Consider the following 25,403-nt stretch of genomic DNA (forward strand, 5'->3'; position numbering starts at 1 on the left):
TAATGAATATAAAAAAAGCGTCCAACGGACGCTTAATCATATTATACCCAGAGTTACTATTTTAACGTTATTAAATAACTAAGGGTATTCAGTAACTAGGGTTATTCAGAAACTAAGGTTGTAGCACGATTTTCCAGCAAAACCGGAATACCTTCGGTAATAGGGTAAGCTAACTTATCAAACTTGCAGATAAGCTGTTGTGACTCTTTGTCGTATTCAAGCTTGCCTTTGCATACTGGGCAAGCCACAATTTCGAGTAATTTTTTATCAAATGCCATGAGACAATCCTTTTTTAGTTTGAGCCACTTGCTGTAGTCGGCTCAACAATGCGTGATCAAATTCTGAGTTAAGCTTCGCATTTACAGGTAAATACCACCAGTTTGATTGTGCAAAATCGCGACATTTAACCGCATCTTTTTCAGTCATTAATAATGAATGTTGCACAGATAACGCGTTTAATTGCTTTGCGTCAAAAGCCTGATGATCTGCAAACTCAACGGTTTGTACTACTTTATAGCCTAACTGGCTAATACTACTAAAAAAACGTTGTGGATTACCTATGCCAGCCATAGCCACCACACTGTCCTGCTGGCTAAATTCATGGTGCAGAAGACTGTTGATCTGGCAAAGCGGCGCTGGCTCCAGAGTCATCAACACTTCACCGTCATAAGCCGGACCGCCATTGTTAATGATAAAATCAACCGAATTTACACGCCACAAACCTTCTCGTAACGGACCTGCGGGTAATAGACAATGATTACCATAACGGCGTTCACCATCGACCAAGGCTATTTCAATATCACGCCCCAAAGCATAATGCTGTAAACCATCGTCACTAATGATGACATCAACATCAAACTCACTAAGTAAAGCCTGAGCGGCACTAACTCTACTGGCGCCAACAACCATAGGCACTTGAGTACGAGCCACTATCATGGCCGGTTCATCACCAACCTCACAGGCTTTGGCATGATGATTAACAGCCATTACGCCATCAATATTCACCCCATAACCTCGGCTTATCACCCCAGGTTTATAACCATGTTGGCGTAATAACTCAATTAAATAAATCACTGTGGGGGTTTTTCCACTGCCACCAGCGGTAATATTACCGACCACTATCACAGGCACGGGTAACACTTGTGCCTGTTTAAGCCCAAAACGAAACAGTCCACGGCGAATAGTAGATATGAGCCAAAATAAACCGGACAATGGCAGTAATAACCATTTGGCTTGATGACCTTGATACCAAATCCGATGAATAAGCTGTTGCATTACAAACACCTAATCATTATTGACTGAACTGCATCTGATAAAGATTGGCGTAAATACCGGCTTGAGCAATTAACTCACTGTGATTACCGCGCTCAACAACTCGACCTTGATCGATAACCAAGATTTCATCAGCACTTTCAATTGTCGATAAACGATGGGCGATAACAATTGAGGTACGGTTATGACGCAGATTATCTAGGCCTTTTTGAATCGCTTTTTCAGACTCAGTATCTAAAGCTGATGTGGCTTCATCTAAAATCAATACTGGGGCATCACGTAACATAGCGCGAGCAATCGCAATACGTTGACGTTGACCACCTGAAAGCAACACGCCATTTTCGCCCACTTGGGTATCGAGCCCTTTTGGCAATGTTTCGATAAACTCCATCGCATAAGCAAGCTCAGCGGCGCGAACGATTTGCTCGCGGGTAACTTCGCCTGGGTAAGCATAGGCAATATTATTCGCTATGGTGTCGTTAAATAAGGTCACTTGCTGCGACACTAACGCCACTTGATTACGCAATGATTTTAATTGGTAATCGTAAATGCTGGTGTCATCAAGGCGAATATCACCGCTTGATAATCCACCATAAAAACGCGTAATCAAACTCGCGATAGTGGACTTACCTGAGCCAGATCGCCCTACTAAAGCGATGGTTTTACCGGGTTTAACTTCAAAATCAATGCCGTTCAAAGCGGGTTTATCTTGCCCAGGATAAGAAAAGGTCACATTTTCAAATGTCAGTTTGCCTTGAACGCGATCAATAGTGAACGGGCCATTATCAGGCTCAGGCGGAGTATCTAATAATTCAAATACAGTAGTACAAGCTGCAATGCCGCGTTGAAACTCCGCATTAACTCGGGTTAAGTTCTTAATCGGTTGTAGCATGGCTAACATGGCACCTAAAATAGCCGCAAACGTACCTGCGGTCAGATCGGTTTTCATGCTATCCCAAGTGGCGGCATACAACACAAACGCCAGTGCGAAAGATCCAATAACCATGATCAATGGCTGACTAACAGATTGAGCTACCGCTAGCTTCATATTCTGGTAACGGTTCTGGTCGTTAACTTGATAGAAACGATCAACCTCTGTTTTTTGACCACCAAAGACTAATACGTTTTTATGGCCCTTAATCATCTGTTCAGTCGTTGCCGTTACGCCGCCCATAGCAGACTGGATCTGCTTAGACACCTTACGAAAGCGCTTACTCACAATACTGATAACAACGCCCATAATTGGGCCTATCACTAGTATGCATAAGGATAATTTCCACGAATAGTAGAACATAATGCCTAACATGCCGATGGCGGTCATGCTATCGCGAACAATTGAAATTAACGCACTGCCAGATGCCCGGGCAATTTGTTCAGTATCAAAGGTGACGCGCGAAATCAAATTACCGCTATTTTCGCGGTCGATATAACTTACAGGCAAACGCAGATAATGCTCAAACACTTGTTGGCGCATATCCATAATGAGCTGTGCACTCATAAACGACACACAATAGGTCGACACAAAGTTAGCCAAACCACGTAAGCTGAACATTAAAATAACCGCAATCGGCGCCATTAACATAATGTCTTTATTGGCATTAAACCCACCATGAGTAGGTAAGTCGACTCCTGCCACTATAGCTGGCGTTTGACTAAAACCTTCATCAATAAAAGGTTTAATAAATGCGATAAACGCTGCATCGACAGCGCCATAAGTAATAAGGCCGAGTACAGCCATAATAAACATGGCTTTCATTGGCACGACATAGGTCATCAAACGTTTGAAAACGATCCACATTTCATTTTTAGGTGATGCTGACATTGAATCCAATACTTAACTAACAAACATAAATGATATTCTACTCTGCTTTAAGTGACTCACCAAATCTAAACAAACGGTTATACCAAAATGGCGCCATTTGTTGGCGGTAAGTGGCGATTTTATATTCGCCTTGATCAAAAGTGATACTAATTTGGCCGGCATGACCCGTTTGTAATATTTTGCAGCCCTGCTGTTGATACCTCGCAACAACCTCAGGTTTAGGAAAACCATACTGATTAGAAAAACCAGCGGTAAAAATGGCTAATTGCGGATTGACGCTATCGATAAATGCTGGGGTAGAGGATGTTCGGCTACCATGATGCGGCACCAATAAAATATCGGCTCGAATATCTGCCTGTGCAGTAATTAATGTCTGTTCTCTGTCGGCTTCAATGTCTCCAGTTAACAATACTGAAGACAGGCCATCAGACAATTTAACTACACATGAGTTGTTATTATCATTCGATGCCGTTAACGGATTACCAATGAAGTTTACTTGTATACCGCGCCAGAGTATTTGCCCTTTACAAGCTTGTGCGACGGCTGGTGACAGCGATAAAGCTTTGGAGGTTATGGCAAAGTCAGCAATTAACCTCGCCAGTGGAAATTGTTCACGCAACACATGCACGCCACCAGCATGGTCATTATCATCATGACTTATAATAATATAATCAATAAAACGGATACCTTGGCTGGCAAGAAAAGGCACTATTGCCCGTTGTGCATAGCTAAAATCCCCATAAGCGGCACCAGTATCGTAAATAATCCCGTGTCGACCTTGCTGTAAAACGACTGCCATGCCTTGAGCCACATCAATAACATGAAGCTGCCATGGTGTTGAGCCTAATGAAGATGATGGCGCAGGCAATATCTCTTGAGTCACTAACTTATTGATGACGATTGGCAGCAGCAATATGGTAACGAAAAAAAGGTAAATTCTCTTTTGCTTTTTAGCCACATGACGACGAATGCTCAACAACATCATCGCAAAAATAGAAAATACCAATCCAGCCAGTTGTTGTTCAGTTAATAGCAACTGATTTACTGGCAAATGATCGCTCAGCTGTAACAACCAGGCAAATGGCTCAAGGCTCATATTCGCCCATTGAAAGATCATCGTACCTAAGTGTTGTTGCGAGTCGCTATCGATACCCAATAACAAAAAAATGCACAATACCACTAACCAAATGCAAAAACTGAGTATCGTTAATGGGATCACAACCAGACTAAACCAAGGCACGAGCAGCATATTGAGCCATATGCTATGAGGTGAAATGCTGCCAAATAAAATGCCTTGCAGTACTCCCAATAGCAGCGCTAATCGCCATTGAATTGACCACAACACACTGAGTCCATGAAGCAGCTTACCTTTAAGTTTTAGGATTTTTTGTACACATCGCTCAGCCATATTAGAGGAAGATGCAGAAATACTTTTAGCTACATAATCAGTGCCTATCTCTGCCTGCTGCTCAACTGTATTGGCTTGCACCGACAACAAAATAATGGCCAATGCACCAAACGATAACCATAATCCGGCACCAAGCGATGCAAAAGGATCCACCAGTAACACAAAAAACAAGGCATACACCAATCGATCCCAATGGTGGCTAAACTGCTTAATAAAACTAAAAATGAGCAACAGAAATAACATCAATAAAGCACGCTGCGTAGCAATTGCAAAACCCGATAAATAGCCATACCCAAAGGTAAATATGCCCGCTAATATCATGGCGAATTGCATTTTACCTAAATGCTGCCAAGAAAATGCATAACGGCTTATGCCGAGAATAATGCTATAAAACAAGCCAAAAACGACCGATAAATGTAACCCAGAAATAGCGACTAAATGCCCTGCCCCTGTTTGACGCAATTGCTGCCATCGCGCTGTGGTTAAAGCACTTTTATCACCCAAAATTAACGCTTGTAAAATATCGCCCTGAGCAAGTTGTGCCAATATAGGAGCTAGTTTCTGCGTAACATCTTGGCGTAAAGACCCACCATAACGAATTAACTCAGCTTGTTTAACGCGGCCTTTGGCAATAATATGCCGAGTAATGAAGTACTTTTGTTGATTAAAGCCTCCTTGATTTTGTATGCTCGAGATCCCTTTCAACTTTGCACTAAATTGCCATATTTGACCGACAACAATTTTATCTGGCTTTTGCCATGTTAATCGGTAATATCGCTGCACATTGTTGAGCGACCAAGAATCAAAAAAGGCGTCTTGATCAGCTTCAGAAATAACGCGCACATCAAAACTAATCCAGTCGCTGTTTTGGCTAACTAGTGATACTATCTGCGCCTTAAACTCAATTTGTTGCGACTTTTCAGCATATTGATGCATATATAGACAGTGAAACAACAGGCTCAGCCAAATGACGGCGAATAAACAGCCAGCCATAAGTGGCCCTTTGCGAAGGCAAAGTAGCATAGCCAAAAATAGAATAGGTAAACACCATAAAGGTGCCAGCGAAGGCCATAACATCGCTGATAAAGAACAGGCGCAAAAGCCATAGATAAATCGATTCATAATGAATTAGTTAAGACATTAATCGACAAATATGCCAAAAAAATTAATACAAAGATTTATGCCCAAACCAGAAACACTCCGTGATCATAAGTATTTACGGGTGTTTGGCAAACTATTACACAAACCTAATTTGTGGGCATTAAATCGCAAATCAGCTCCTGGTGCCTTTGCGGTCGGACTATTTGTGGCTTGGATCCCCATGCCATTTCAAATGGTGGTTGCTGCAGGGTTTGCGATTTTATTTAACGTCAACCTCCCCGTTGCTGTCGCACTGGTATGGATAACTAATCCACTGACTATGCCTATCATGTTTTATGGTGCGTATTTGTTAGGTGCTAAAATCATCGGACATAGAGCGCAGGCATTTCAATTTGAAGCCACTTGGGCATGGATTGAGGCCTCGTTGTCAACCATAGGTCCTCCCTTTTTAGTGGGTTGCTTAGTATTAGGCATTGTGTCAGCGTTAATCGGTTATATTGTCATTAAAAGTATGTGGCGCTATTCAATTTTATTTAAATGGCAAAAGCGTAAAGGCCAGTAAGCTTTAAATATATTGAGTAACTGAAATCACTAAGGCCGCAATAGCGGTCTTTTTTACAACTAAAGCTGTTGATTTAAGTTTTGTGCCATCCATTATGCTAAACGTGCAATTTTTTGGTCTGTTAATCCACTTTCGTAAATATAACATTAACAAATCCTAATGCTGCAATTAAGCACTCATACACCATTAGGGAGTTTGATCCTGAGCATGGCCAACTGAGCGAAGATTTGGTGGTGGATCAGTGCTACGGGGTACTGAAGCGAAATACGAATACAGACTCGTTCGATAAACAAAAACAGATACTGATACTGATGTTGTCGTGATTGTTGCTTAGTTAAGCAACGCTGTGATTTATGAGGGGAAATTTGTTTTACTCAACAATGCGTACGTTCTTGTGACTCGCAGCGTCGATAGTTTATCTATTACAAATAAACACAATCAAATCAGTCGTTCAAAGGACTGATTTAGCAACATTTAGATTACCGACGGCGGCTAGTTAGGTTGCGGTAGGTCCATACAACCAAGTGCAGCGTAAGTAACCCGCTAAAACTAACTGCAAAGAAAAGTAGCGCGATAGATTCTACGCTCTTAGGGGTATCTGCATAGCAATACCACCAAAGTGGCCATGTAATTGCGCTCAGTAACGTCAATTGCCACATGCAGCGTTTACAGCGACCAATTTTTTGTTTAAAAACGGAATCAGTACATTGATTACAAGACATAACAGCTTTCTTTATCATTTATGCTCAGAATATTGAGTATCAAACTCACTCGCCAACATGGCATACAGATACTCATCACCCCATGCGCCTTTAAAAAACACATTGTTAATAAAATGACCTTCACGACGAAACTGCAACTTTTCTAAAAGCGCTACACTGGCTAGATTGAGGCAATCAGTTTGAGCAATAACTCGATGACGAGATAATTCCACAAACAAATATTGCAATAAACAAGTTAACGCTTGTGCTGCAATTCCCTGTCCTTGAAATGCTGGAGCGACAGTAAAACCCACTTCAACTTGGGTGTCATCAATAAAATGTACCGCCAGATCGCCCATTAACAGCTCATGCTGATCACTAATGGCTAATTGATACCACTGCCCTGCTTTAGCAAAATCTTGGTAGTTGGTTAAATTCAATAAGCTTAGTGCGTCTTGATAGTGATAATCCGTCCAACTCTGATATCGAGCAACATTAGGATCTGCTCTATAAGCGGTAAATGCAATTAAATCATCTAAGGTCAATGGCCGGATGATTAAGCTACCCGAGGTTAACGTTGGACACTTTAGTGGACGCACATTAGCATTACTGTCCATATCAACCTCGTTGGTTTATAGGGCTTATCTGCCCGCCAATGCGGTAGCCGGAGAAATTTTAGTCGCTTTCCATGCAGGATAAATGGTTGCGATAAGGCTCATAAATAGGCCCATTAATAGCACCACTGCCACATCTTGATAATGTAATTCTGATGGTAGGAAATCAATAAAATAAATATCAGAAGCCAATAACTGCACCCCTAAAAGGTGTTCAATGCTGCTCGCAATGGCACTTAAGTTATACGCTAAGCTGACGCCTAACACGCCCCCAATAACACAGCCCATAACACCATTAAGCGCACCTTGCAGAATGAATATGGTCATAATCGCACCACGAGAGAGCCCCATAGTCATTAAAATTGCAATTTCAGACGCTTTATCGCGCACCGCCATTACAAGTGTCGACACGATATTAAAGCAGGCCACTGCAATCACTAAAGCGAGTACCAGATACATGACTAAGCGGACTAATTGAATATCTTGGTACAAATGCCCTTGACTGCGAGTCCAATCATTAATATATAAATATTGCTCTTGAGCAAAGCCTAAATCACGGGTAATACTCGCCGCATTAAAGACATTATTGACTTGAATTCGCACACCAGAAACGCCGGTTCCTAACTCAAGTAAATCGGCTAAGTAATTAAGCGACACATACGCTTGGGTTGACTCGATTTCGCCGCCCAAATCGTATACACCGGATACCACAAAGCGATGACTCTTAGCTGACGTTAACTGACTACTATTCGTGTCAGGGGTATACATAGCTAAAGTATCACCAACTTTTAAGCCTAATTTTGTCAATAAACTGCGACCAAGCACAATATGGTTGTCATCACCCGCCAATGATTGCCACGCATCATTAGGCATATAATCAGCAATACTTGACACATCTGACTCATGCTTAATATCAATTCCATTTACCGTTAGCCCTTGAAAACCGCCAGGCTTTTGCACTAAACCTTGTAAACGAATAAATGGAGCTACGCCAGTAATTTGCGGCATGTTTGAGGCACTCTTCGCGATAACATGCCAATCGGTAATGGGTTGATTAACGCCAACAAGTTCACCGTGTGACACCACGCCTAATAAACGCTCTTGCAACTCTTTTTCAAAACCATTCATGGCCGATAATACGACAATCAATACGCCAACGCCTAAAGCAATACCAGCGGTCGACGCAAAAGAAATAAACCCAATAAAGCCATTAGACTGTCGCGCGCGAAAAAAACGCCAGCCAATGGTTAACGGCAGCCACTTACTCATTCTGCTAACCCTACAGCGGTTGGATTGGCAGTAACTTGAAGCACACCATCTTTCATAGTGAGTTGACGATCCATTTTAGCGGCCAAGCTGTGATCATGAGTCACCACCACAAATGCAGTGCCAAACTGCTGGGCCAACTCGCGGATCATCGCATAAACATTGTTACCACTGCTGGCATCTAAATTACCAGTTGGCTCGTCAGCTAATACCAACTTAGGTTTATTGATTAATGCACGAGCAATCGCTACACGTTGGCGTTCACCACCAGACAACTGTGCCGGAATATGATGCAAACGATGGCCTAAGCCAACACGCTCGAGTAAGTTTTGCGCATCTACTAAAGCTTGCTTTTTATCTCTACCTTGAATGAATGCCGGCATAGCAACATTCTCTAATGCGGAAAACTCTGGCAACAAATGGTGAAATTGATAAATAAAGCCCAAATCTTGATTACGTATTATCGCCTGACGGGCACTAGACAATTGATATAAGTCTTCGCCGTCTAGCATGACGTTACCCGATGTGGGTGTATCTAAGGTACCCATAATGTGTAAAAGCGTACTTTTACCCGATCCTGAACTGCCGACAATAGCCAACTGTTCACCTTTATAAACGGTTAAATCAACCCCAGATAATACCTGAGTGGTCACTTCACCATCATGATAATGCTTACTGACGTGTTGAACCTGAAGTAATACTTGTTGTGTCTGACTCATTATTCGTATCTCAAAGCGGTAGCGGGTTGAACCCTTGCGGCGGACAACGCAGGATAAAGGGTGGCAAATAAGGTCATAAATAATGTGCCCAAAATGATAAGACTCAATTGCGCTAATGAAAATTGCACCGGCAGAGTCTGACCTAAGCCTAAAATAGAAATGCCAAGCGAGGTTAATATTTCATTTAAATTGAGGGTTAACACTATGCCAGCAATAGTACCAAGCATTAGCCCTAACAATGCATTAAGGGAGCCCTGGACAATAAAAATCGTCATTACCGAAGTGGTCGTTAACCCTTGGGTTTTTAACACCGCAACATCAGTAGTTTTATCCACGACCATCATCACCAATGCTGACACAATATTAAATGCAGCCACAGCCACAATTAAACTGAGCATCAATGACATCATATTTTTTTCCATCTTTACCGCCGAAAATAAATGACCGAAATCTTGGCGCCAATCACGGGTTTGAATGTCAATATTTTGCTTGGCAAATCCGGCAACCACTTTCGATGCTAGTGTCGGGGCCGAGAAAGGATCTTTCAAATATACTCGCAGCTCATTTATAGTATTACTGTCTTGACGCATCAACTTACGCGCATCCTTGTAATGCACATAGGCCACGCTCGAATCGACTTGCGAGCCCATTTCAAAAATACCCGCAACGGTAAATTTACGCTGACTAGGTACTGGGCCCATTGGAGAGTACACCACGCCATCACCACTTAATACCCTGACCCGGTCACCCGTTTTTACATCTAATTTACGGGCAAGATCAGCACCAAGGACAATTAAATACTTGTCGGCCTTTAAGGTTGAAAAGGCATCGGAATAAGTATGTGAGGCAATGCTCGACAGGGATTGTTCAAGTTCTGGATACACACCATACATCTGAATCGCATGGATATTACTGCTCGATTGGATCATAGCTTGAGTGGTTGCACTAGGCACAATGCCGCGAATTTTTTGTAATAAATCTTTATCCGCCAGTAAACTCTGGGTACTTTGTTGCCAATCACGAAATCCCATATCACTGATCAAGGTCATCTGTGGCACCGCGCCTAAAATACGATTTTTGAGCTGACCTTCTAAGCCATTCATCACTGAACTCACCACGATCAATGCTGCCACACCTAAAAAAATACCCGACACTGCAAAAAAGGTAATAAAAGAGGCAAAAGCATTCGCTTTTCGGGCTCGCCAGTAACGGTAGCCAATAAAAAATGAAAATCCTAAATTCATAAAAAAATACTAATCCTGTGCGCCAGTTTAGGCGTATTAGTCAGACAATCGGGCTAAATGATGACATGAAAACAACAAGCCAGCGTGTATGACTTGCTAAATCATTAAGTTGGGCACGATAATAGGGCTATTAGTGTGATAAATAAAGAGGCAAACCTTGATACCTGACAGCAATTCTTATTTTAGTGTGCCTCACCACTTTAATGTGTATCTCACTTTGTGGGATCCAAAGCGTGCTTTACCCACAGATGATGAGCTTAGAGACATGCAATCTGTTGGGTTAAAACTACTAACAGAAGTGAAAAGTCTTGAAGCCAATTGTTTACTGCAGCTGAGAAATTTAGACAATGATGCTAAAGCTGTGGTCGATTTTTTAAAGCTACAATCACGCAAAGTCGATTTAGTATTACAACATGTGCTTGAAAAAGAAGTGCAAGATGGCGAGTTATTTACAGGCGATCAATTTGGTGGCAGTGGCGTGAGTATCATTTCATCACGTCCATTGGATATCAATTACCACGTTAAAACCCATATCTACTTGCACACGGAATTAGTTGCCATATTGTGTATTTGCCAAATAAAAACCTGTACCCCTTTAGCAACAGATGATGCCATAGAAACCCCATATTGGCGCTGTGACCTTGAGTTTAGTCAAATACTTGAGGATGATATTGAGCAATTAGTTAAAGCAAGCTTGAATGTACAACAAAAAATGCTCAAAAAACGCAAACAGACTATCGATAGGCAGCGCAGCTGAAGCATCGCCTCATTCAATACGACTTGATCGCAAACGGAACTGACAAAGATTTTAATGAACCTATTTAGTGTACTCACGCCGCCGAGTGTAAAAAAAGGCCAACAAACGCAAACTTTGGCAACGTTAGGTGGGGTTTCACAAGCCATCACCCTTGCTAACTTAATTAATAACCATGCTGGTACCAGTATTATTGTCACCCATGACACGCCCAGTGCGCTGTCACTTGAGGTTGAGCTGAGTTATTTATTAAATCACATCAATATCAATGTGTGTTTGTTTCCCGACCGTGAAACCTTGCCTTACGATAGTTTTTCGCCACATCAAGACCTGATTTCACAGCGTCTTGAAACCTTGGCCAATATTGGCCAGAGTCAGCATAATGTGGTGATAGTGCCAGTAAACACTTTAATGGTTCGCTTACCGCCTAAATCATTTATGACCGCTAATGTCATGGTGCTTAATAAAGGTGATACTTACAGTTTACAGCAAGCCAGACAGCACCTTACCGACACCGGCTACCATTTAGTTGATCAAGTCTATGAGCACGGTGAGTTTGCTATTCGTGGTTCTATTATTGATATTTTCCCTACCGGATCGAAACAACCGTTACGCATAGAACTGTTTGATGATGAAGTGGAATCGATCCGCTTTTTTGATGTTGATACCCAGCGTTCAGGCATGGCGCGTGACGCCATTCGCATGCTACCCGCGAAAGAGTTTCCCACCGACAGCAATGCCATTGAAGGTTTTAGACAACGTTATCGTCGTCGCTTTGAGGTGATCTCAAAAGAGGCGGAGTCGGTTTATCAACAAGTTAGTCGTAATTTAATGCCTGCCGGCATTGAAAACTACTTACCACTGTTTTTCGATGATATCGCCACGCTATTTGATTACTTGCCACAAGATAGTCAACTTATCACTTTAGGCGATATTGAAAAAGCCAGCTTAGCCCACTTACATGAAGTGAATGTCCGTTACGAAGACCGACGAGTCGATCCTCTGCGGCCATTACTGGCACCACAAGAACTTTACTTGCTTAATGATGAGTTATTTTCGGCATTTAAGTCCTATAACCGCACGCAGTTATTACAGCAGTATATTGCTAGCGATACTAACAATGCTGGCGAGCCGTTGGCCGAAGTTGCACTGCCTAAACACACTCTGGTCGCCAACGTTGAAAAACTGCCCGACATCAATGCCAATCATAAACTCAAGCAACCGCTGATTGCGTTACAAGAATATTGTCAACAGCACCCAGCCTTGGTATTTAGTGCAGAATCAGAAGGTCGCCGTGAGGCCTTATTAGAGCTATTTGCTAAAATTGGCATCAAACCTAAACAGTTTGATCATCTTAATGATTACTTAGCCGCCGAAGACCGCATTGGTTTAATCGTGTCCCCTCTCTCGCGTGGGTGTGTACTAACCGACACAACAAAAGGTGCCGTGAGCATCATTTGTGAAACCGAGTTATTTGGTCAACGTATCTCGCAGCAACGTCGCCGCGAAAAACAAAAACAAGTTAGTTCAGATGTATTAGTTAAAAACTTAGCCGAACTTAAAGTCGGTCAACCCATAGTGCATCTTGAACATGGCGTGGCCTTATACCAGGGGTTAGAAACCCTTGATACTGGCGGCTTAGTCGCCGAATATTTAAAACTGGAATATTCTGGTGGTGACAAACTGTATGTGCCCGTGTCATCACTGCACCTTATTAGCCGCTACAATGCCAGTGCCGACGGCAGTACTCATCTTAATAAGTTAGGTAACGAAACCTGGGCAAAAGCCAAGAAAAAAGCCATTGAACGCATTCGAGATGTGGCAGCTGAATTACTTGATGTGTATGCCCGTCGCCAAGCTCGTCCGGGCGAAGCGATGAGTATAGATGAACAAGAATACGCTCAATTCAGCCAAGGTTTCCCCTTTGAAGAAACGGTTGATCAAGAAAGCGCCATTCTTGCGGTACTTGAGGACATGCAAGCGCCATTAGCTATGGACCGTTTAGTCTGTGGTGACGTAGGCTTTGGTAAAACAGAAGTGGCCATGCGCGCAGCATTTGTGGCGGTGAATGCCGGTAAACAAGTGGTGGTATTAGTGCCAACAACCTTGCTGGCGCAGCAACATTATGAAAACTTTACCGACCGTTTCGCCGATTGGCCCATAGTGATTGAAGTCATGTCGCGCTTTAGAACGGCCAAAGAGCAAAGCAATGTGGTTGAACAATTATCTGAAGGCAAAGTCGATATTGTTATCGGCACTCATAAATTACTGTCATCAGAAGCTAATTTTGAAAATCTTGGCTTACTGATTATCGATGAAGAACACCGCTTTGGCGTGCGTCAAAAAGAAAAAATTAAAGCACTTAGAGCCAACGTCGACATTCTTACTCTCACAGCCACCCCTATTCCGCGGACATTGAACATGGCCATGTCGGGTATGCGAGATTTATCGATTATCGCTACGCCTCCGGCTAAACGTTTAGCGGTTAAAACCTTTGTGCGCGAATATGATAAAGCCACTACACGGGAAGCCATATTGCGTGAAATTTTACGTGGTGGCCAAGTGTATTATCTGCACAATAATGTTGAGACTATCGAGAAAACCGCACAAAACATTCGCGATTTGTTGCCAGAAGCGCGCGTGATAACTGCCCACGGTCAAATGCGTGAGCGCGATCTTGAGAAAGTGATGTCTGATTTTTATCATCAACGCTTTAACGTACTGGTGTGTACCACCATTATTGAAACCGGCATCGACGTGCCCAGTGCCAACACCATTATGATTGACCGAGCAGATATGTTTGGTTTAGCGCAACTGCATCAGCTCCGTGGTCGCGTTGGGCGCTCGCATCACCAAGCTTATGCTTACATGATGACCCCGCATCCTAAACGCATGACCCCAGATGCGCGTAAACGTCTTGAAGCGATTGAAGCCTTGGAAGATCTTGGAGCCGGTTTTTTACTGGCGACTCAAGATTTAGAAATTCGTGGTGCAGGTGAATTGCTCGGAGATGAACAAAGCGGCCATATTTCAAAAATTGGCTTTAGTTTATACATGGAAATGCTGGAATCTGCCGTAAAGGCCCTCAAAGAAGGAAAAGAGCCTTCTTTAGCCTATATGATGAGCGCCAAAGCAGAAATTGATTTACGTATTCCAGCGTTATTACCTGAAGACTACGTCAGTGACGTTAACATGCGTTTGTCACTTTACAAACGTATTGCTAACTGCGAAACAGATAGCATGCTTGATGAGCTTAAAGTCGAATTTATCGACCGTTTTGGTATGTTACCTCAACCAACGCGAAATCTAATGGCGCTCACGCTATACAAACACCAGGCAACGGCATTGGGTATTGCCAAAATAGAAATGCACGCTAAAGGCGGCAGTGTTGAATTTGGTCAAGAAAATCACGTCGATCCAATGTTTATTATTGGTTTGTTGCAAAACCAGCCACAAATCTATCGAATGGACGGGCCAAATAAGTTAAAGTTCAATATTCCTGCTGAAACAAGCAAAGAGCGTCTTGAGCTCATCAGTACCTTGCTTGAACAGTTCGCTAAACATCAAATTTTGGAGACAAATAGTGCTTCGTAAACTTGCGATTACTATCGCCGCTATCACAGCGCTATCCCACAGCTTTTCAGCCCATGCAGAATCATGGTTTGAAGTTGAAGTGTTTGTATTTGAACGCCAACAACCCTCTGTTGAAAAGTGGTTAAATGCCGCACCACCCAAACTGAGTACCGATACGGTAGATATTATTACCCCAGTGATCAGTACCGACATCACCGGAGTGGCCGTTGGCTTAAATGGTTGTACTTCAACCGACTGGACCAATGGTGCTAGCAACTGTAATGCTCCAATTGTCAGCAATACTACCGTCACCTATCCAAGCCAAGTTCCATTTAATATCGGAGCTAGCTCGCCGCAACAGGCATACTTAAGTCAAGGGCCACTGTTACTGGCTAATAGCCAAGGTCAATTTAGTGACTTAATTAGAACCATTAGCCGCGAACCGTATGTTAAAGGGCTAGTGCATTTAACTTGGCAGCAAAATATGCAATCTCGTCGACGAGCTAAGCCTATCCGTATTTTTGGTGGTAAGGATTTTTCAAAGAGTTTTGAATATCATGGTTTGAGTGTTAAAAAACCAAATCCAGCAGAAACAAAACCAGGTACAGAGTTTGGTGCATTAGGTGATGTTTATGAAGCGCCAAAGATTAACCCGGTATGGGAATTAGACGGCTCAATCAACATTTACCTCAGTCATTATCTTTACATTGAAAATAATTTGGCCTTGCGTAAACCGACTCAAAAAATGGTGGAATCGAGTCCTTTGGAGTTTAACGAATATTCAGCGTTAGACATTGAAGGTAAAAAACAATTGGCGCCTTACTTAGAAAGTATCCCACTGATCCAAAATCGACGGGTTCGCAGTGGTGAAATCCATTATTTTGATCACCCACAATTGGGTATTGTGATGCAAATTCGTAAAATGGCTCAACCCACTAATGTGAAACCGATTGATTTAACAGAACGTTCCACCACTAATCAAGCTGTGCCATATACAGGTTAATAGCAGAGTATCTGACAAGCGGTTAATTAAAAACCGGATCGATTGATCCGGTTTTTTTGCTTAATACCAAGCTCATTTACTATCGAAACTGTTTATAACGACTGCGCCATCGCTGTGATATCGGATGCCAATTGTTGCGCTGCCTGCCACCGAGTTTGCTGCTCAAGTGCCTTTAGGGTTTGCTCTGCATCGCCTTTTAACGTTAGAGCGGTATGCATAGGCTCTGCAGCGGGCCAATCAAACTCGGTTAATAAAGCCTTTACACCAACGGGGTCGTTACATACCAAAATCATGTCACAACCTGCATCTAATGCCGCTTTAGCCCGCCCAAGATAATCACCGGCAAAACTCGCGCCTTTCATGCCTAAATCGTCAGAAAAAATAACCCCATTAAAGCCTAATTGTTGACGTAAAATGGTCTGTAACCAATAAGGTGAAAACCCCGCAGGATTAGGATCAATATTAGAATAAACAACATGTGCAGGCATAACACCTTGCAACTGCTGTGATCCAATCAGTTGGGTAAACGGCAACATGTCGACATTTTCCAGCTGTTCTTTACTGCGCGGATCAACAGGCATTGCAATATGTGAATCGGCAGCGACACTGCCATGACCAGGAAAATGTTTACCTACGGCAGCCATCCCGGCCTCATTCATGCCAATAATAAATTGTTGGGCTAACACGCTAACTTCATCAGCAATAGCACTAAAACTGCGTTTACCAATCACCTCACTGATACCATTTACGTCTAATACGGGCGCAAAACTTAAATCGATGTCACAGGCTAAAAGCTCAATAGCCATTAAAAAACCACACTCTTTCGCCCATTGTTTAGCTAATGTTAAATCGCCTTTAGCAGCAGGTAAAATATCACCCATAGCAGGAATTAAACTAAAGCCTTCACGAAAACGTTGAACTCGACCACCTTCGTGATCAACGGCAATTAATAATTCAGGACGAATTAGACGAACTTGCTTAACCAGTTCAATTAGTTGACTTTTACTTTCAAAGTTACGACTAAATAATATAATACCACCCACCTGAGGGTGCCGTAATTGCTCGGTTTCAAGCACAGATACAGCTAAACCTGCAAGATCCATCATTAAATAGCTCAAACCTTTCTCCTATCTATAAAGCTGACGACTTTGTCAGGTTAACCACGTCAAATAACCCATTAAGTATAAGACTGGCTAATGTGAAAATAATGCATCAAAAAATCTAATGAACTAACATTGATTAATGTGTGGGATACTCTAGCAAGAATAAGAGATAAACCGCCAACATTACATGTGACGATTATACTCACTTATAACGAAAACAATAAACGACTCAGCAAGGGTTAAACAACATGATTAGTGTATTTGACATGTTCAAAATTGGTATCGGTCCTTCTAGTTCTCATACTGTGGGTCCTATGAAAGCTGGTAAAATTTTTATACAGCATGTCGCTGATAATAACTTATTAGCGAATACCGACGAGTTACAAACAGAATTATTTGGATCGTTAGGTCAAACAGGCAAAGGCCACGGCACAGGTAAAGCGGTTATTTTAGGCCTAATGGGTGAAGACCCAGAAACCGTCGATACCGATGCCATTGATGCCATTTTAGAGACTGTGTCTACCAGCCAAAAGCTTACCTTGGCAGACGGTCGTCAGGTTAAATTTACTCGCGAAGACGGTGTTACCTACCACAGACGTAAAACCTTACCCGCGCATGCTAATGCTATGACCTTATATGCTTTGTCTAAAGGCGAATGTATATATCAACGTACTTATTATTCTGTTGGTGGTGGTTTTATTCTCGATGAAGATGAAATCACTCAACAAAATGCATCTCCAGCAACGCCAATTGAACAAGCACCTTATGACTTCAATAGTGCCCTGCAATTGCTGCAACTGTGTTGTGATAATGGCTTAAGCATTTCATCATTAATGATGGCCAATGAACTTAGCATTGCCAGTGAAGATGAAATCAAGCAAGGTTTGTGGAAAATTTGGCAAACCATGAAAAACTGCGTTGAACGCGGTTATCAAAAGGAAGGCATATTGCCAGGCGGTTTAAAGTTACGCCGACGTGCTCCCGCGCTCTACCGCCGCTTAAAAGCAGAAGGACGCAATAACACTGACCCATTGACCGCCATGGACTGGGTTGATTTGTTTGCTTTATCGGTTAATGAGCAAAATGCAGCAGGCGATCGCGTGGTAACCGCACCCACAAACGGTGCTGCGGGGATTATTCCTGCGGTATTGTGTTACTACGACATGTTTGTTCAAGAAGTGGATATCGATGTATGTAGTCGCTATCTGTTAACCGCTGCTGCCATTGGTATTTTGTACAAGAAAAATGCCTCCATTTCTGGCGCCGAAGTCGGTTGCCAAGGCGAAGTAGGCGTAGCCTGTTCAATGGCAGCCGGTGCGTTAACTGAAATTATGGGCGGAACTGTAGAACAGGTTGAGAATGCCGCTGAAATTGGCATGGAACATAACCTAGGCTTAACCTGTGATCCTGTTGGCGGCTTAGTGCAAGTGCCTTGTATTGAACGTAATGCTATGGGAGCGGTAAAAGCGATTAATGCTTCACGTATGGCACTGCGCGGCGACGGTAATCATAAAGTCTCACTGGATAAAGTGATTAAAACCATGATGGAAACCGGTAAAGATATGCGCAGCAAATATAAAGAAACGGCCAAAGGCGGTCTTGCGGTGAATATCGTCGAATGTTAATTCACGCATAAAGTAAATGAAATCAAGTAACAATGCCTGTTAGTAACCCTAACAGGCATTTTTTATATGTTAAACAATATCGAGGATCTGTGAATAGCGACTTATTGAACTCACAAGCAGTTATATCTAATGGCTACGAACAATAGTCAACCAAGGTATGGACTGCCATGAGCTAGCGCTAACCTGGTGATTATTGAGCTTGAATTGGCTCAACATAGGCTTTGGTTCCCCAAAGTGGCACTGTCGAAAGACTATGCTTAAAACTTCCTGATGTTTCTTTAGTGGAATAAGAAACATACATCAGGGTTTGATTTTCAGCATCGAAGATCCTTCTAATCTTCATTGATTTGAAAAAAATACTTTTTGATTTTTTAAATACCACTTCACCTGATTTACTCTTATCTATTTGTGCAATCATATCCGCAGTGATCTCACCAGTTTGTCTGCAAGAGATGGAGCTATCACTTGGGTCTGAAAAACTCAGGTTGGCTTCGATTGAGGCGATATGACAGGTTACACCAGAGACAATTTCATCTTTTAAAATATTTAGTTTTATATCTTGCGTAGTAAACATTCCCAGTGAAACATCACCAACTTCGTTATCAGAGCACGCTGTAACAAGTGTAGCTAAACATATCGCGGTAAGAATTTTTTTCATCAGTAAACCTTATAAAATTGGACAGTAATTATCGTCAAAAGAGCTTGCCTATATCTTCGCACCGCCCCATTACACTTAATTAAGGGCTTCATAAGGTCGAGCCCTTGGCTAACAAGGTTGCTAACCTACAGGCTATTTGTTCGCATAATAACGAGCCTTTATCTGTTAAATGTAATCTCGTTAAAATGCGCTTTGAGCACAACGAGTTAAACCTGCTGTTACCGAACCAAAATGATCACCCACCACGACTTTGGCATTTGGATACACACTCGCAATTCTATCGTATATCGCTGGGCTTCGGGCTGTACCGCCTGTGACATACACGATATCAGGAGTGGTTGGCATGTCGCAATCTTGTTGTTCCGCTTTAGTGATAGCCGTTTGCATTGCTTGTTTCATTAACGCCTCAACTTTAGCGAGAGGATCATTGATGGCTTGCGCAAACTGCGCTGCACTTAGAGGGACAAACAAGCCTTTTTCAATAAAATCCAATGGGCATTGAATCGTGTCATGATCAGACAAACTAATCTTCGCCGCTTCAGCTTGACGGACAACTTGGTAGCTCATTTGATTTTTTTGTACTTTTTGTAAACGAACTAATCGCTCAGGTTGCTGAGCTTCCTTAATTAACTGCTCAACTAATTTGCGCGACTGTAAACTAACAAAATCACGTTGAGCACTGATGTCATTTACCGCAACCGAGTTCCAAAAAGGCGTTCTTGGCATAGGTTTACCGTTAATCATTAAGGTGTCAGCACCAAAACTTGGCATCAAGCCTGTCATTGCTAGTGCGATATCTAAATCATTACCGCCGATACGTTGGCCTGAATGGCCAAAGCAGTCCGACGTTCGGTCTTGTTGATGAATATGTGACGGGCCCATTTTTACCACAGAGCAATCAGTGGTACCACCGCCAACGTCAACGACAAGCACGGTATTGTCATCGTTAAGATTTGACTCAAAATCCATCCCCGCCGCTAAGGGCTCAAATAAAAACGTTACATCAGTAAAGCCCGAACGCGTCGCCGCTAGACGTAAAATAGCTTCGGCCTGCAGATTACTTTCTTCGCCACCAATGCCTTGGAAGTTAACTGGTCGACCGATCACCGCATGGCTCGCTGATGTCAGTGATTTGGCATTTAATGCCTTATCGGCTAGGGATTTAACGTGCTGCATCATCAAGGTGACAATGTCTTCAAATAAGGCAATTTGCTCAACACGCAGGCCATTAGCACCTAAAAAAGATTTTGGTGAACGCACATAAAAACCTTCTTCAGGCATCTCCAAATAGGCATCTATTGCAGCTTGTCCAACAAACACGGCTTGCTCGTTTGGTGACAGATCTAGCTCATGGCGCATTTGTTTTGCCCGCATCAATTGCGAACTGCGTAAATGAGAATACTGCGCTTTTAAATGTTCAGGTAAGCCCCAATATACAGCTTCGGCTATTAGCTCGCGGTCCATCGCATATAATGTTGACGGCATGAAATCTGAGTCCGCTGATAATGGCAATAATGCCACTGCATTATCAATCATTACCCCAATCGCGCAGTTAGCACTGCCATAATCGAATCCAACAAACATCGGCCTACCTTTAGTCATTCAAATAAAAAAAGCGCTCAAAATAGCATAATAATCGGTTTTGCTAAACCATTTATGCGGTTTTGTACCAAGGAAAAGCTTAGCCCATCAATAAATCTGTCATAAAAGCTCATAAACTAAGTGCCACAGAGTATTTCTCCATTAATACTTTTAGTTAGATAGTGATAATTCAATATGTCGCATATCAATCTTCTAACAGGTCTCATTGCATCTTCGGCTTAAAAATTGCTCAATTGACTAAGAGTTATCCTGGTTATCCTTTAATGCCTGAGTGTTGCAAGAAGCCTACGATAAACATGGCCCATTAACTGAACGTGTACGGTTGTTAGGTATTTTTCGAGTAGCATGGAGAGTTTTTTAAGGCTCGTGTTGCCTCTGTATGGCGCGCAATTTTATTATCCAGCAATGGCGAAAATACAAGATAAGGTGATTCATCTACAAGAAAAGCTTGATGTTATTTATCTAGCGTTAATCAAGGAATGGGTTCGCTGTAATGTATTTTTAGTCAATCAGTGACAACTTAGTGAGCTTCGATGATAACGGCGCTCTGCCACAAAAAAGCCCATCGGCAATGATGGGCTTTAACTGTTTAGTTCACTCTGTAGTTTAACGGTTAACCTTTACTGTTTACTGTTTACTTTTTCTTGGGCTTTACGCTGAGCTTCTTTGTGCTGACGGCGTGCATCAATGACTTGCTTTACGTCACTGCCTATATGAACTTCGCCACGTTGTTTGGCTAATTGAACTTGACGCTCACGCTCAATAAATCTCTGACGCTGCTCAGCGGGTACCTTATCGATGCAATGCGGGCAACTCACGCCTTGAACATAAGCATCAGTTTGCTTTTCAGCTTCAGTTATCGGCATACGACAAGCATTACACTGATCGTATTGACCTTTTTCAAGGCTGTGATTCACCGCCACGCGGTTATCAAATACAAAACACTCACCTTCCCATAGGCTTTGTTCTTGCTCGACTTCTTCAAGATATTTTAAAATGCCACCTTCAAGATGATAAACCTCATCAAAGCCCTGCTCTTTTAAATAAGCCGTCGATTTTTCACAACGAATACCACCAGTACAAAACATCGCCACTTTTTTATGCTTAGCAGGATCGAGGTTTTGTTTAACGTACTCAGGGAACTCACGAAACGTCTCGGTAACAGGATTGACGGCATTTTTAAATGTGCCTATCTTCACCTCGTAATCATTACGAGTATCAACCAGCACCACATCAGGATCTGAAATCAGGGCATTCCAGTCTTTCGGCTTAACATAGGTACCTACCACTTTACGCGGGTCGATACCTTCAACGCCCATAGTGACGATTTCTTTTTTAAGCTTTACTTTGGTGCGATAAAATGGCATTTCATCATCAAAAGACCACTTGGTGACAATGTTATCTAGACCTGGTTGTGTGTCTAACCAAGTCAATAAATCTTCAATCGCTGCTTGGGTTCCAGCAACGGTGCCATTGATCCCTTCTTGGGCCAGTAACAAGGTTCCTTTGATATCATGTTGTTCCATCACAGTCAGCAATGGCTGACGAATAGCTTCAAAATGAGGTAAGGCAACAAATTTATATAATGCGCACACCGCAACTTTAGAGCTGGGTTGCAATGTCTCTGGCTGAGAGTGTTGAGTAAGGTGTTGATGAGTGTCTTGCATAACAGTGGCGTCTCCGCTAGCTGGAACTTAATTTCCAGTGCATATAATAAGGTCCGCACACAGTGTGCAGACTCAAAAAAACGGCCGAAAGTATACCTAAATCACACTAAAAAAAATACTAAAACAATTCCAACCACGGTTTTCACTGTGATTTGCATTTTATTTTGGGATTTTTATCTTTAAAGCGTTACTCTATTAGCAAGACTTAATTTTATATGACATCTAATGAATTGTGCCATTTTATATAGCTTTCGTCGCTGCCCATATGCAATGCGCGCCCGTATGGGGATACATTTAAGCCAGCTAAACCCACTAGTACGTGAAATTGAACTTAAACATAAACCTAGGCAGATGTTAGCGATATCAGCCAAAGGTACTGTGCCCGTATTAGTCACACAGGACAACCAAGTGATCAGTGAAAGCATTGATATCATGCGCTATGCATTAACTGAGTATCCTGATATTGCAACCCATCACTTAACGCCTGGCGAGTATCAATCGCTATTGTCATGGTTAGATAAGCCCACAACGACAAGGCTCATAAATGCTAACGATTGTGACTTTAAGCCTTGGCTAGATAAATACAAGTATGCAGACAGGTACCCTGAATACAGTCAACTATACTACCGACAACACGCTGAGCAGTTTATTCAGTTACTGGAAAATCAGTTACAAAATCACCTGTATTTGTGTACCGACACGCCTACTTTAGCCGATTTTGCTATTTTCCCCTTTATTAGGCAATTTGCTAATGTTGAACCTGCATGGTTTAACGGCATGCCCTACCCTAAAGTCCATACTTGGTTGGCCACGCTAGTCAATAGCCGATTATTTATTCTGGCGATGTACAAATATCCATTGTGGTTACCACAACAAAATAAGATCCAGTTCAAACATTCAACGAATGATGATGGACGCGTCATACCTTAGTGCAAAAATTAAAAAATTATGAATATTTAATGGTTTACAGGCTATGAATTGGTTTATTTTTCAAGTAAATTAAATAACATAAACAATGAATAGCAGTTAAAGAAAATGGATTTTTATTCTTTTGACTACAGATTTCAATTGTAAACTTATACTTAACTAAGTCATTGCTGGAACGCAAAGGAACATGACATGGATAATATGGACATTACGTTAGTCTTAATGCTTATTGCATTATTGATTTTACATATTCACTTTTGCTATCGAGCCTTAACGTCGAAAGCACATATCAAAAATGCCCAACGGATTGTGTGGTCTTCACTCAGTTTGTTAATGGGGCCGTTAGGTTATTATGTTTATCAGAACATGATCCCACTTGAGTTCTACGAATAGCCATTGACATAAATGCTTTTGTTAGCTTATTGAATCGCCAAAAACGAGCCTCATTTTATATCCGTTAAAGTAAGGCTCATATCTTGTATTGGCTTAGCTTATAAATAGCGAGCGAATTGCTGACCTTCTTTTAGTGGTTTTATTGGCGCAGTTACCGCAGGTGTTCCCACATATAAAAAACCGACAATTTGGTCTTGCTTAGACAAGCCTAATTGTTGGTGCACATTAGCGTCAAAAGCAAAATCACCAGTGCGCCATACTGCACCGAGTCCAATGGCAAAAGCGGCTTGTTGCATTGCCATTGTGGCGCAACCAGCTGCAATTTGCTGTTCCAAAATGGGGACTTTATCGTGTACTTGTGTTTTTGCAACCACAGTAATGACCATGGGGGCGCGATAAGGCATATTGGCCACTTTGGCGAGAAATGCTTCATCGGCTCCCGTTATTTTAGCGGCGTCAACGAAAATGTCTGCCAATTTAGCTAAACCATCATCAATTGCGATAATAAATTCCCATGGGTTCAATGCTCCATGATCAGGCACTCTTGCAGCGGCATTGAGCAATAATGTAAGTTGCTCAGCATTTGGTGCTGGGGCAATTAGGCGTGGTGTAGACTGGCGAGTCAGGAGTAGTTGTGTTGCGTCCAAGATACGCTCCTTTGGAATGAATTCAGGTACCGATATTAACAAATATCCCACCTATTGGGTGGGATATATTCAAAACAGTATTGATCTTTTTGGACAATTAAAACAGTTCCTCGTTAGGCATTTTTTAAAAAACGCTGAGCGATAACATAATCAACACTGGTGTAGCGCCCGCCCCCTAGTACAAAGAGAGCAAACAACATGATGAGATAGGTCATAGCAAACTCAATACCATTATTAAGGATAACCAAGTTACCTGAGCTGGTAAGCCATTCATAGTTACCATGCTGTTGTAAAATAGACTTGGCCGCAGCCAACTTTTCCGCTGATGCTAATACTTGCTCATTTGCTAACCACGAACTGGGATCGGCAATGGCTAACCAACCATTAGGTAAGTGCACCGCAAAAGCCGCTACGCACATGGTCATCATCATAGGCATTGCAACCATGCGTGTAGCAAGTCCGATTAGCAGTAAAAAACCACCAAATAATTCTGTACCTGCTGCCATTGCTACCATGACTTCAGGCATAGGCAAACCCAATCCCCAATCTGGATTACCAAACCAAGCGGCGGAGTCTTCAAAATGTGATAATTTGTTATAACCGGCTTGCATTAACACAGGTGCCAAATAAATTCTCAATACTAATGGCGCAAAACCTTGGATGTGTTTAATGACATTTAAAAACTGTTGATATAACCCGCTAAGCATTTGCATAATCATCCCTACTGATCTCGTTATTACTA

The 25,403-nt window shown here is 42.2% G+C and carries 22 protein-coding genes; 7 read left to right on the plus strand and 15 right to left on the minus strand.

What is annotated here, in order from left to right:
* Positions 1-101: 101 nt before the first annotated feature.
* From H5164_RS16560 to H5164_RS16575, 4 genes are read right to left on the minus strand one after another with little or no spacing between them, the layout of a single operon-like run.
* Entirely contained in the window at positions 102-278 is a 177-nt protein-coding gene (locus H5164_RS16560) for a Trm112 family protein (protein ID WP_182696916.1), read from the minus strand.
* The gene (lpxK, locus tag H5164_RS16565) at positions 268-1,275 is read right to left on the minus strand and encodes a tetraacyldisaccharide 4'-kinase (protein WP_182722273.1); all 1,008 of its coding nucleotides are present in this window, start codon (positions 1,273-1,275) and stop codon (positions 268-270) included. Before lpxK ends, H5164_RS16560 begins: the two co-directional genes overlap by 11 nt.
* A gap of 16 nt (positions 1,276-1,291) precedes the next feature.
* Positions 1,292-3,094 (minus strand): lipid A export permease/ATP-binding protein MsbA, encoded by a 1,803-nt coding sequence (msbA, locus tag H5164_RS16570; RefSeq protein WP_124015770.1) that lies wholly within the window; start codon positions 3,092-3,094, stop codon positions 1,292-1,294.
* 37 nt (positions 3,095-3,131) lie between these two features.
* Positions 3,132-5,624 carry a DNA internalization-related competence protein ComEC/Rec2 gene (locus tag H5164_RS16575; protein WP_310736196.1) on the minus strand — a complete coding sequence of 831 codons (2,493 nt, stop codon included), beginning with the start codon at positions 5,622-5,624 and terminating at the stop codon, positions 3,132-3,134.
* A gap of 31 nt (positions 5,625-5,655) precedes the next feature.
* Here H5164_RS16575 and H5164_RS16580 point away from each other — a divergent pair, with 31 nt between their 5' ends.
* Positions 5,656-6,165, plus strand: a complete 510-nt coding sequence (locus H5164_RS16580) for a DUF2062 domain-containing protein (RefSeq protein ID WP_182696919.1) — start codon at positions 5,656-5,658, stop codon at positions 6,163-6,165.
* Between the two features lie 479 nt (positions 6,166-6,644).
* Here H5164_RS16580 and H5164_RS16585 read toward each other — a convergent pair whose 3' ends face one another.
* Genes H5164_RS16585 through H5164_RS16605 form a run of 5 tightly spaced genes read right to left on the minus strand, consistent with a single transcriptional unit; the run spans position 6,645 to position 10,709 of the window.
* Positions 6,645-6,887 carry a DUF3624 domain-containing protein gene (locus H5164_RS16585; protein WP_124015767.1) on the minus strand — a complete coding sequence of 81 codons (243 nt, stop codon included), beginning with the start codon at positions 6,885-6,887 and terminating at the stop codon, positions 6,645-6,647.
* Positions 6,888-6,901: 14 nt separating this feature from the next.
* Positions 6,902-7,483 (minus strand): GNAT family N-acetyltransferase, encoded by a 582-nt coding sequence (locus H5164_RS16590; RefSeq protein WP_182757126.1) that lies wholly within the window; start codon positions 7,481-7,483, stop codon positions 6,902-6,904.
* Positions 7,484-7,507: 24 nt separating this feature from the next.
* Positions 7,508-8,749, minus strand: a complete 1,242-nt coding sequence (gene lolE / locus H5164_RS16595) for a lipoprotein-releasing ABC transporter permease subunit LolE (protein ID WP_124015765.1) — start codon at positions 8,747-8,749, stop codon at positions 7,508-7,510.
* Positions 8,746-9,465 (minus strand): lipoprotein-releasing ABC transporter ATP-binding protein LolD, encoded by a 720-nt coding sequence (gene lolD / locus H5164_RS16600; protein ID WP_182757127.1) that lies wholly within the window; start codon positions 9,463-9,465, stop codon positions 8,746-8,748. Before lolD ends, lolE begins: the two co-directional genes overlap by 4 nt.
* On the minus strand, positions 9,465-10,709 hold the full coding sequence (locus tag H5164_RS16605) for a lipoprotein-releasing ABC transporter permease subunit (RefSeq protein WP_124015763.1): 1,245 nt from the start codon (positions 10,707-10,709) through the stop codon (positions 9,465-9,467). Before H5164_RS16605 ends, lolD begins: the two co-directional genes overlap by 1 nt.
* Before the next feature lie 157 nt (positions 10,710-10,866).
* Between H5164_RS16605 and H5164_RS16610 the strand changes: the two genes are divergently transcribed.
* Genes H5164_RS16610 through H5164_RS16620 form a run of 3 tightly spaced genes read left to right on the plus strand, consistent with a single transcriptional unit; the run spans position 10,867 to position 16,039 of the window.
* Positions 10,867-11,466 (plus strand): hypothetical protein, encoded by a 600-nt coding sequence (locus H5164_RS16610; RefSeq protein WP_182757128.1) that lies wholly within the window; start codon positions 10,867-10,869, stop codon positions 11,464-11,466.
* A 54-nt stretch (positions 11,467-11,520) separates the two neighbouring features.
* Positions 11,521-15,057: a transcription-repair coupling factor gene (gene mfd, locus H5164_RS16615; RefSeq protein WP_124015761.1), complete on the plus strand. Its 3,537-nt coding sequence runs from the start codon at positions 11,521-11,523 to the stop codon at positions 15,055-15,057.
* Complete coding sequence (locus H5164_RS16620; protein ID WP_182722266.1) at positions 15,047-16,039, plus strand: peptidoglycan binding protein CsiV; 993 nt, start codon at positions 15,047-15,049, stop codon at positions 16,037-16,039. The genes mfd and H5164_RS16620 overlap by 11 nt, the downstream gene beginning before the upstream one ends.
* 92 nt (positions 16,040-16,131) lie before the next feature.
* Here H5164_RS16620 and nagZ read toward each other — a convergent pair whose 3' ends face one another.
* The gene (gene nagZ / locus H5164_RS16625) at positions 16,132-17,157 is read right to left on the minus strand and encodes a beta-N-acetylhexosaminidase (RefSeq protein WP_182696925.1); all 1,026 of its coding nucleotides are present in this window, start codon (positions 17,155-17,157) and stop codon (positions 16,132-16,134) included.
* Positions 17,158-17,390: 233 nt separating this feature from the next.
* Between nagZ and H5164_RS16630 the strand changes: the two genes are divergently transcribed.
* Positions 17,391-18,767: an L-serine ammonia-lyase gene (locus H5164_RS16630; RefSeq protein ID WP_124015758.1), complete on the plus strand. Its 1,377-nt coding sequence runs from the start codon at positions 17,391-17,393 to the stop codon at positions 18,765-18,767.
* Between the two features lie 190 nt (positions 18,768-18,957).
* Here H5164_RS16630 and H5164_RS16635 read toward each other — a convergent pair whose 3' ends face one another.
* From H5164_RS16635 to H5164_RS16645, 3 genes are all read right to left on the minus strand, one after another.
* The gene (locus H5164_RS16635) at positions 18,958-19,425 is read right to left on the minus strand and encodes a CreA family protein (protein ID WP_124015757.1); all 468 of its coding nucleotides are present in this window, start codon (positions 19,423-19,425) and stop codon (positions 18,958-18,960) included.
* 180 nt (positions 19,426-19,605) lie between these two features.
* Entirely contained in the window at positions 19,606-21,009 is a 1,404-nt protein-coding gene (gene yegD, locus H5164_RS16640; protein ID WP_182757129.1) for a molecular chaperone, read from the minus strand.
* Between the two features lie 638 nt (positions 21,010-21,647).
* Positions 21,648-22,694, minus strand: a complete 1,047-nt coding sequence (locus H5164_RS16645) for a rhodanese-related sulfurtransferase (protein ID WP_182696927.1) — start codon at positions 22,692-22,694, stop codon at positions 21,648-21,650.
* Positions 22,695-22,919: 225 nt separating this feature from the next.
* Between H5164_RS16645 and H5164_RS16650 the strand changes: the two genes are divergently transcribed.
* Positions 22,920-23,624, plus strand: coding sequence for a glutathione S-transferase (locus H5164_RS16650; protein WP_182757130.1), 705 nt, complete (start codon positions 22,920-22,922; stop codon positions 23,622-23,624).
* Positions 23,625-23,813: 189 nt separating this feature from the next.
* Positions 23,814-24,014, plus strand: a complete 201-nt coding sequence (locus H5164_RS16655) for a hypothetical protein (protein WP_124015754.1) — start codon at positions 23,814-23,816, stop codon at positions 24,012-24,014.
* Positions 24,015-24,112: 98 nt separating this feature from the next.
* Here the strand turns inward: H5164_RS16655 and H5164_RS16660 are convergent, their stop codons facing one another.
* Both H5164_RS16660 and H5164_RS16665 read right to left on the minus strand, forming a co-directional pair.
* Positions 24,113-24,661, minus strand: a complete 549-nt coding sequence (locus H5164_RS16660; protein WP_124015753.1) for an NAD(P)H nitroreductase — start codon at positions 24,659-24,661, stop codon at positions 24,113-24,115.
* 113 nt (positions 24,662-24,774) lie between these two features.
* Positions 24,775-25,374, minus strand: coding sequence for a DoxX family protein (locus tag H5164_RS16665; RefSeq protein WP_182757131.1), 600 nt, complete (start codon positions 25,372-25,374; stop codon positions 24,775-24,777).
* Positions 25,375-25,403: the final 29 nt, after the last annotated feature.

It is taken from the genome of Shewanella sp. SG41-3 (genome assembly GCF_014164545.1).
Classification (GTDB): Bacteria; Pseudomonadota; Gammaproteobacteria; order Enterobacterales; family Shewanellaceae; genus Shewanella; species Shewanella vesiculosa.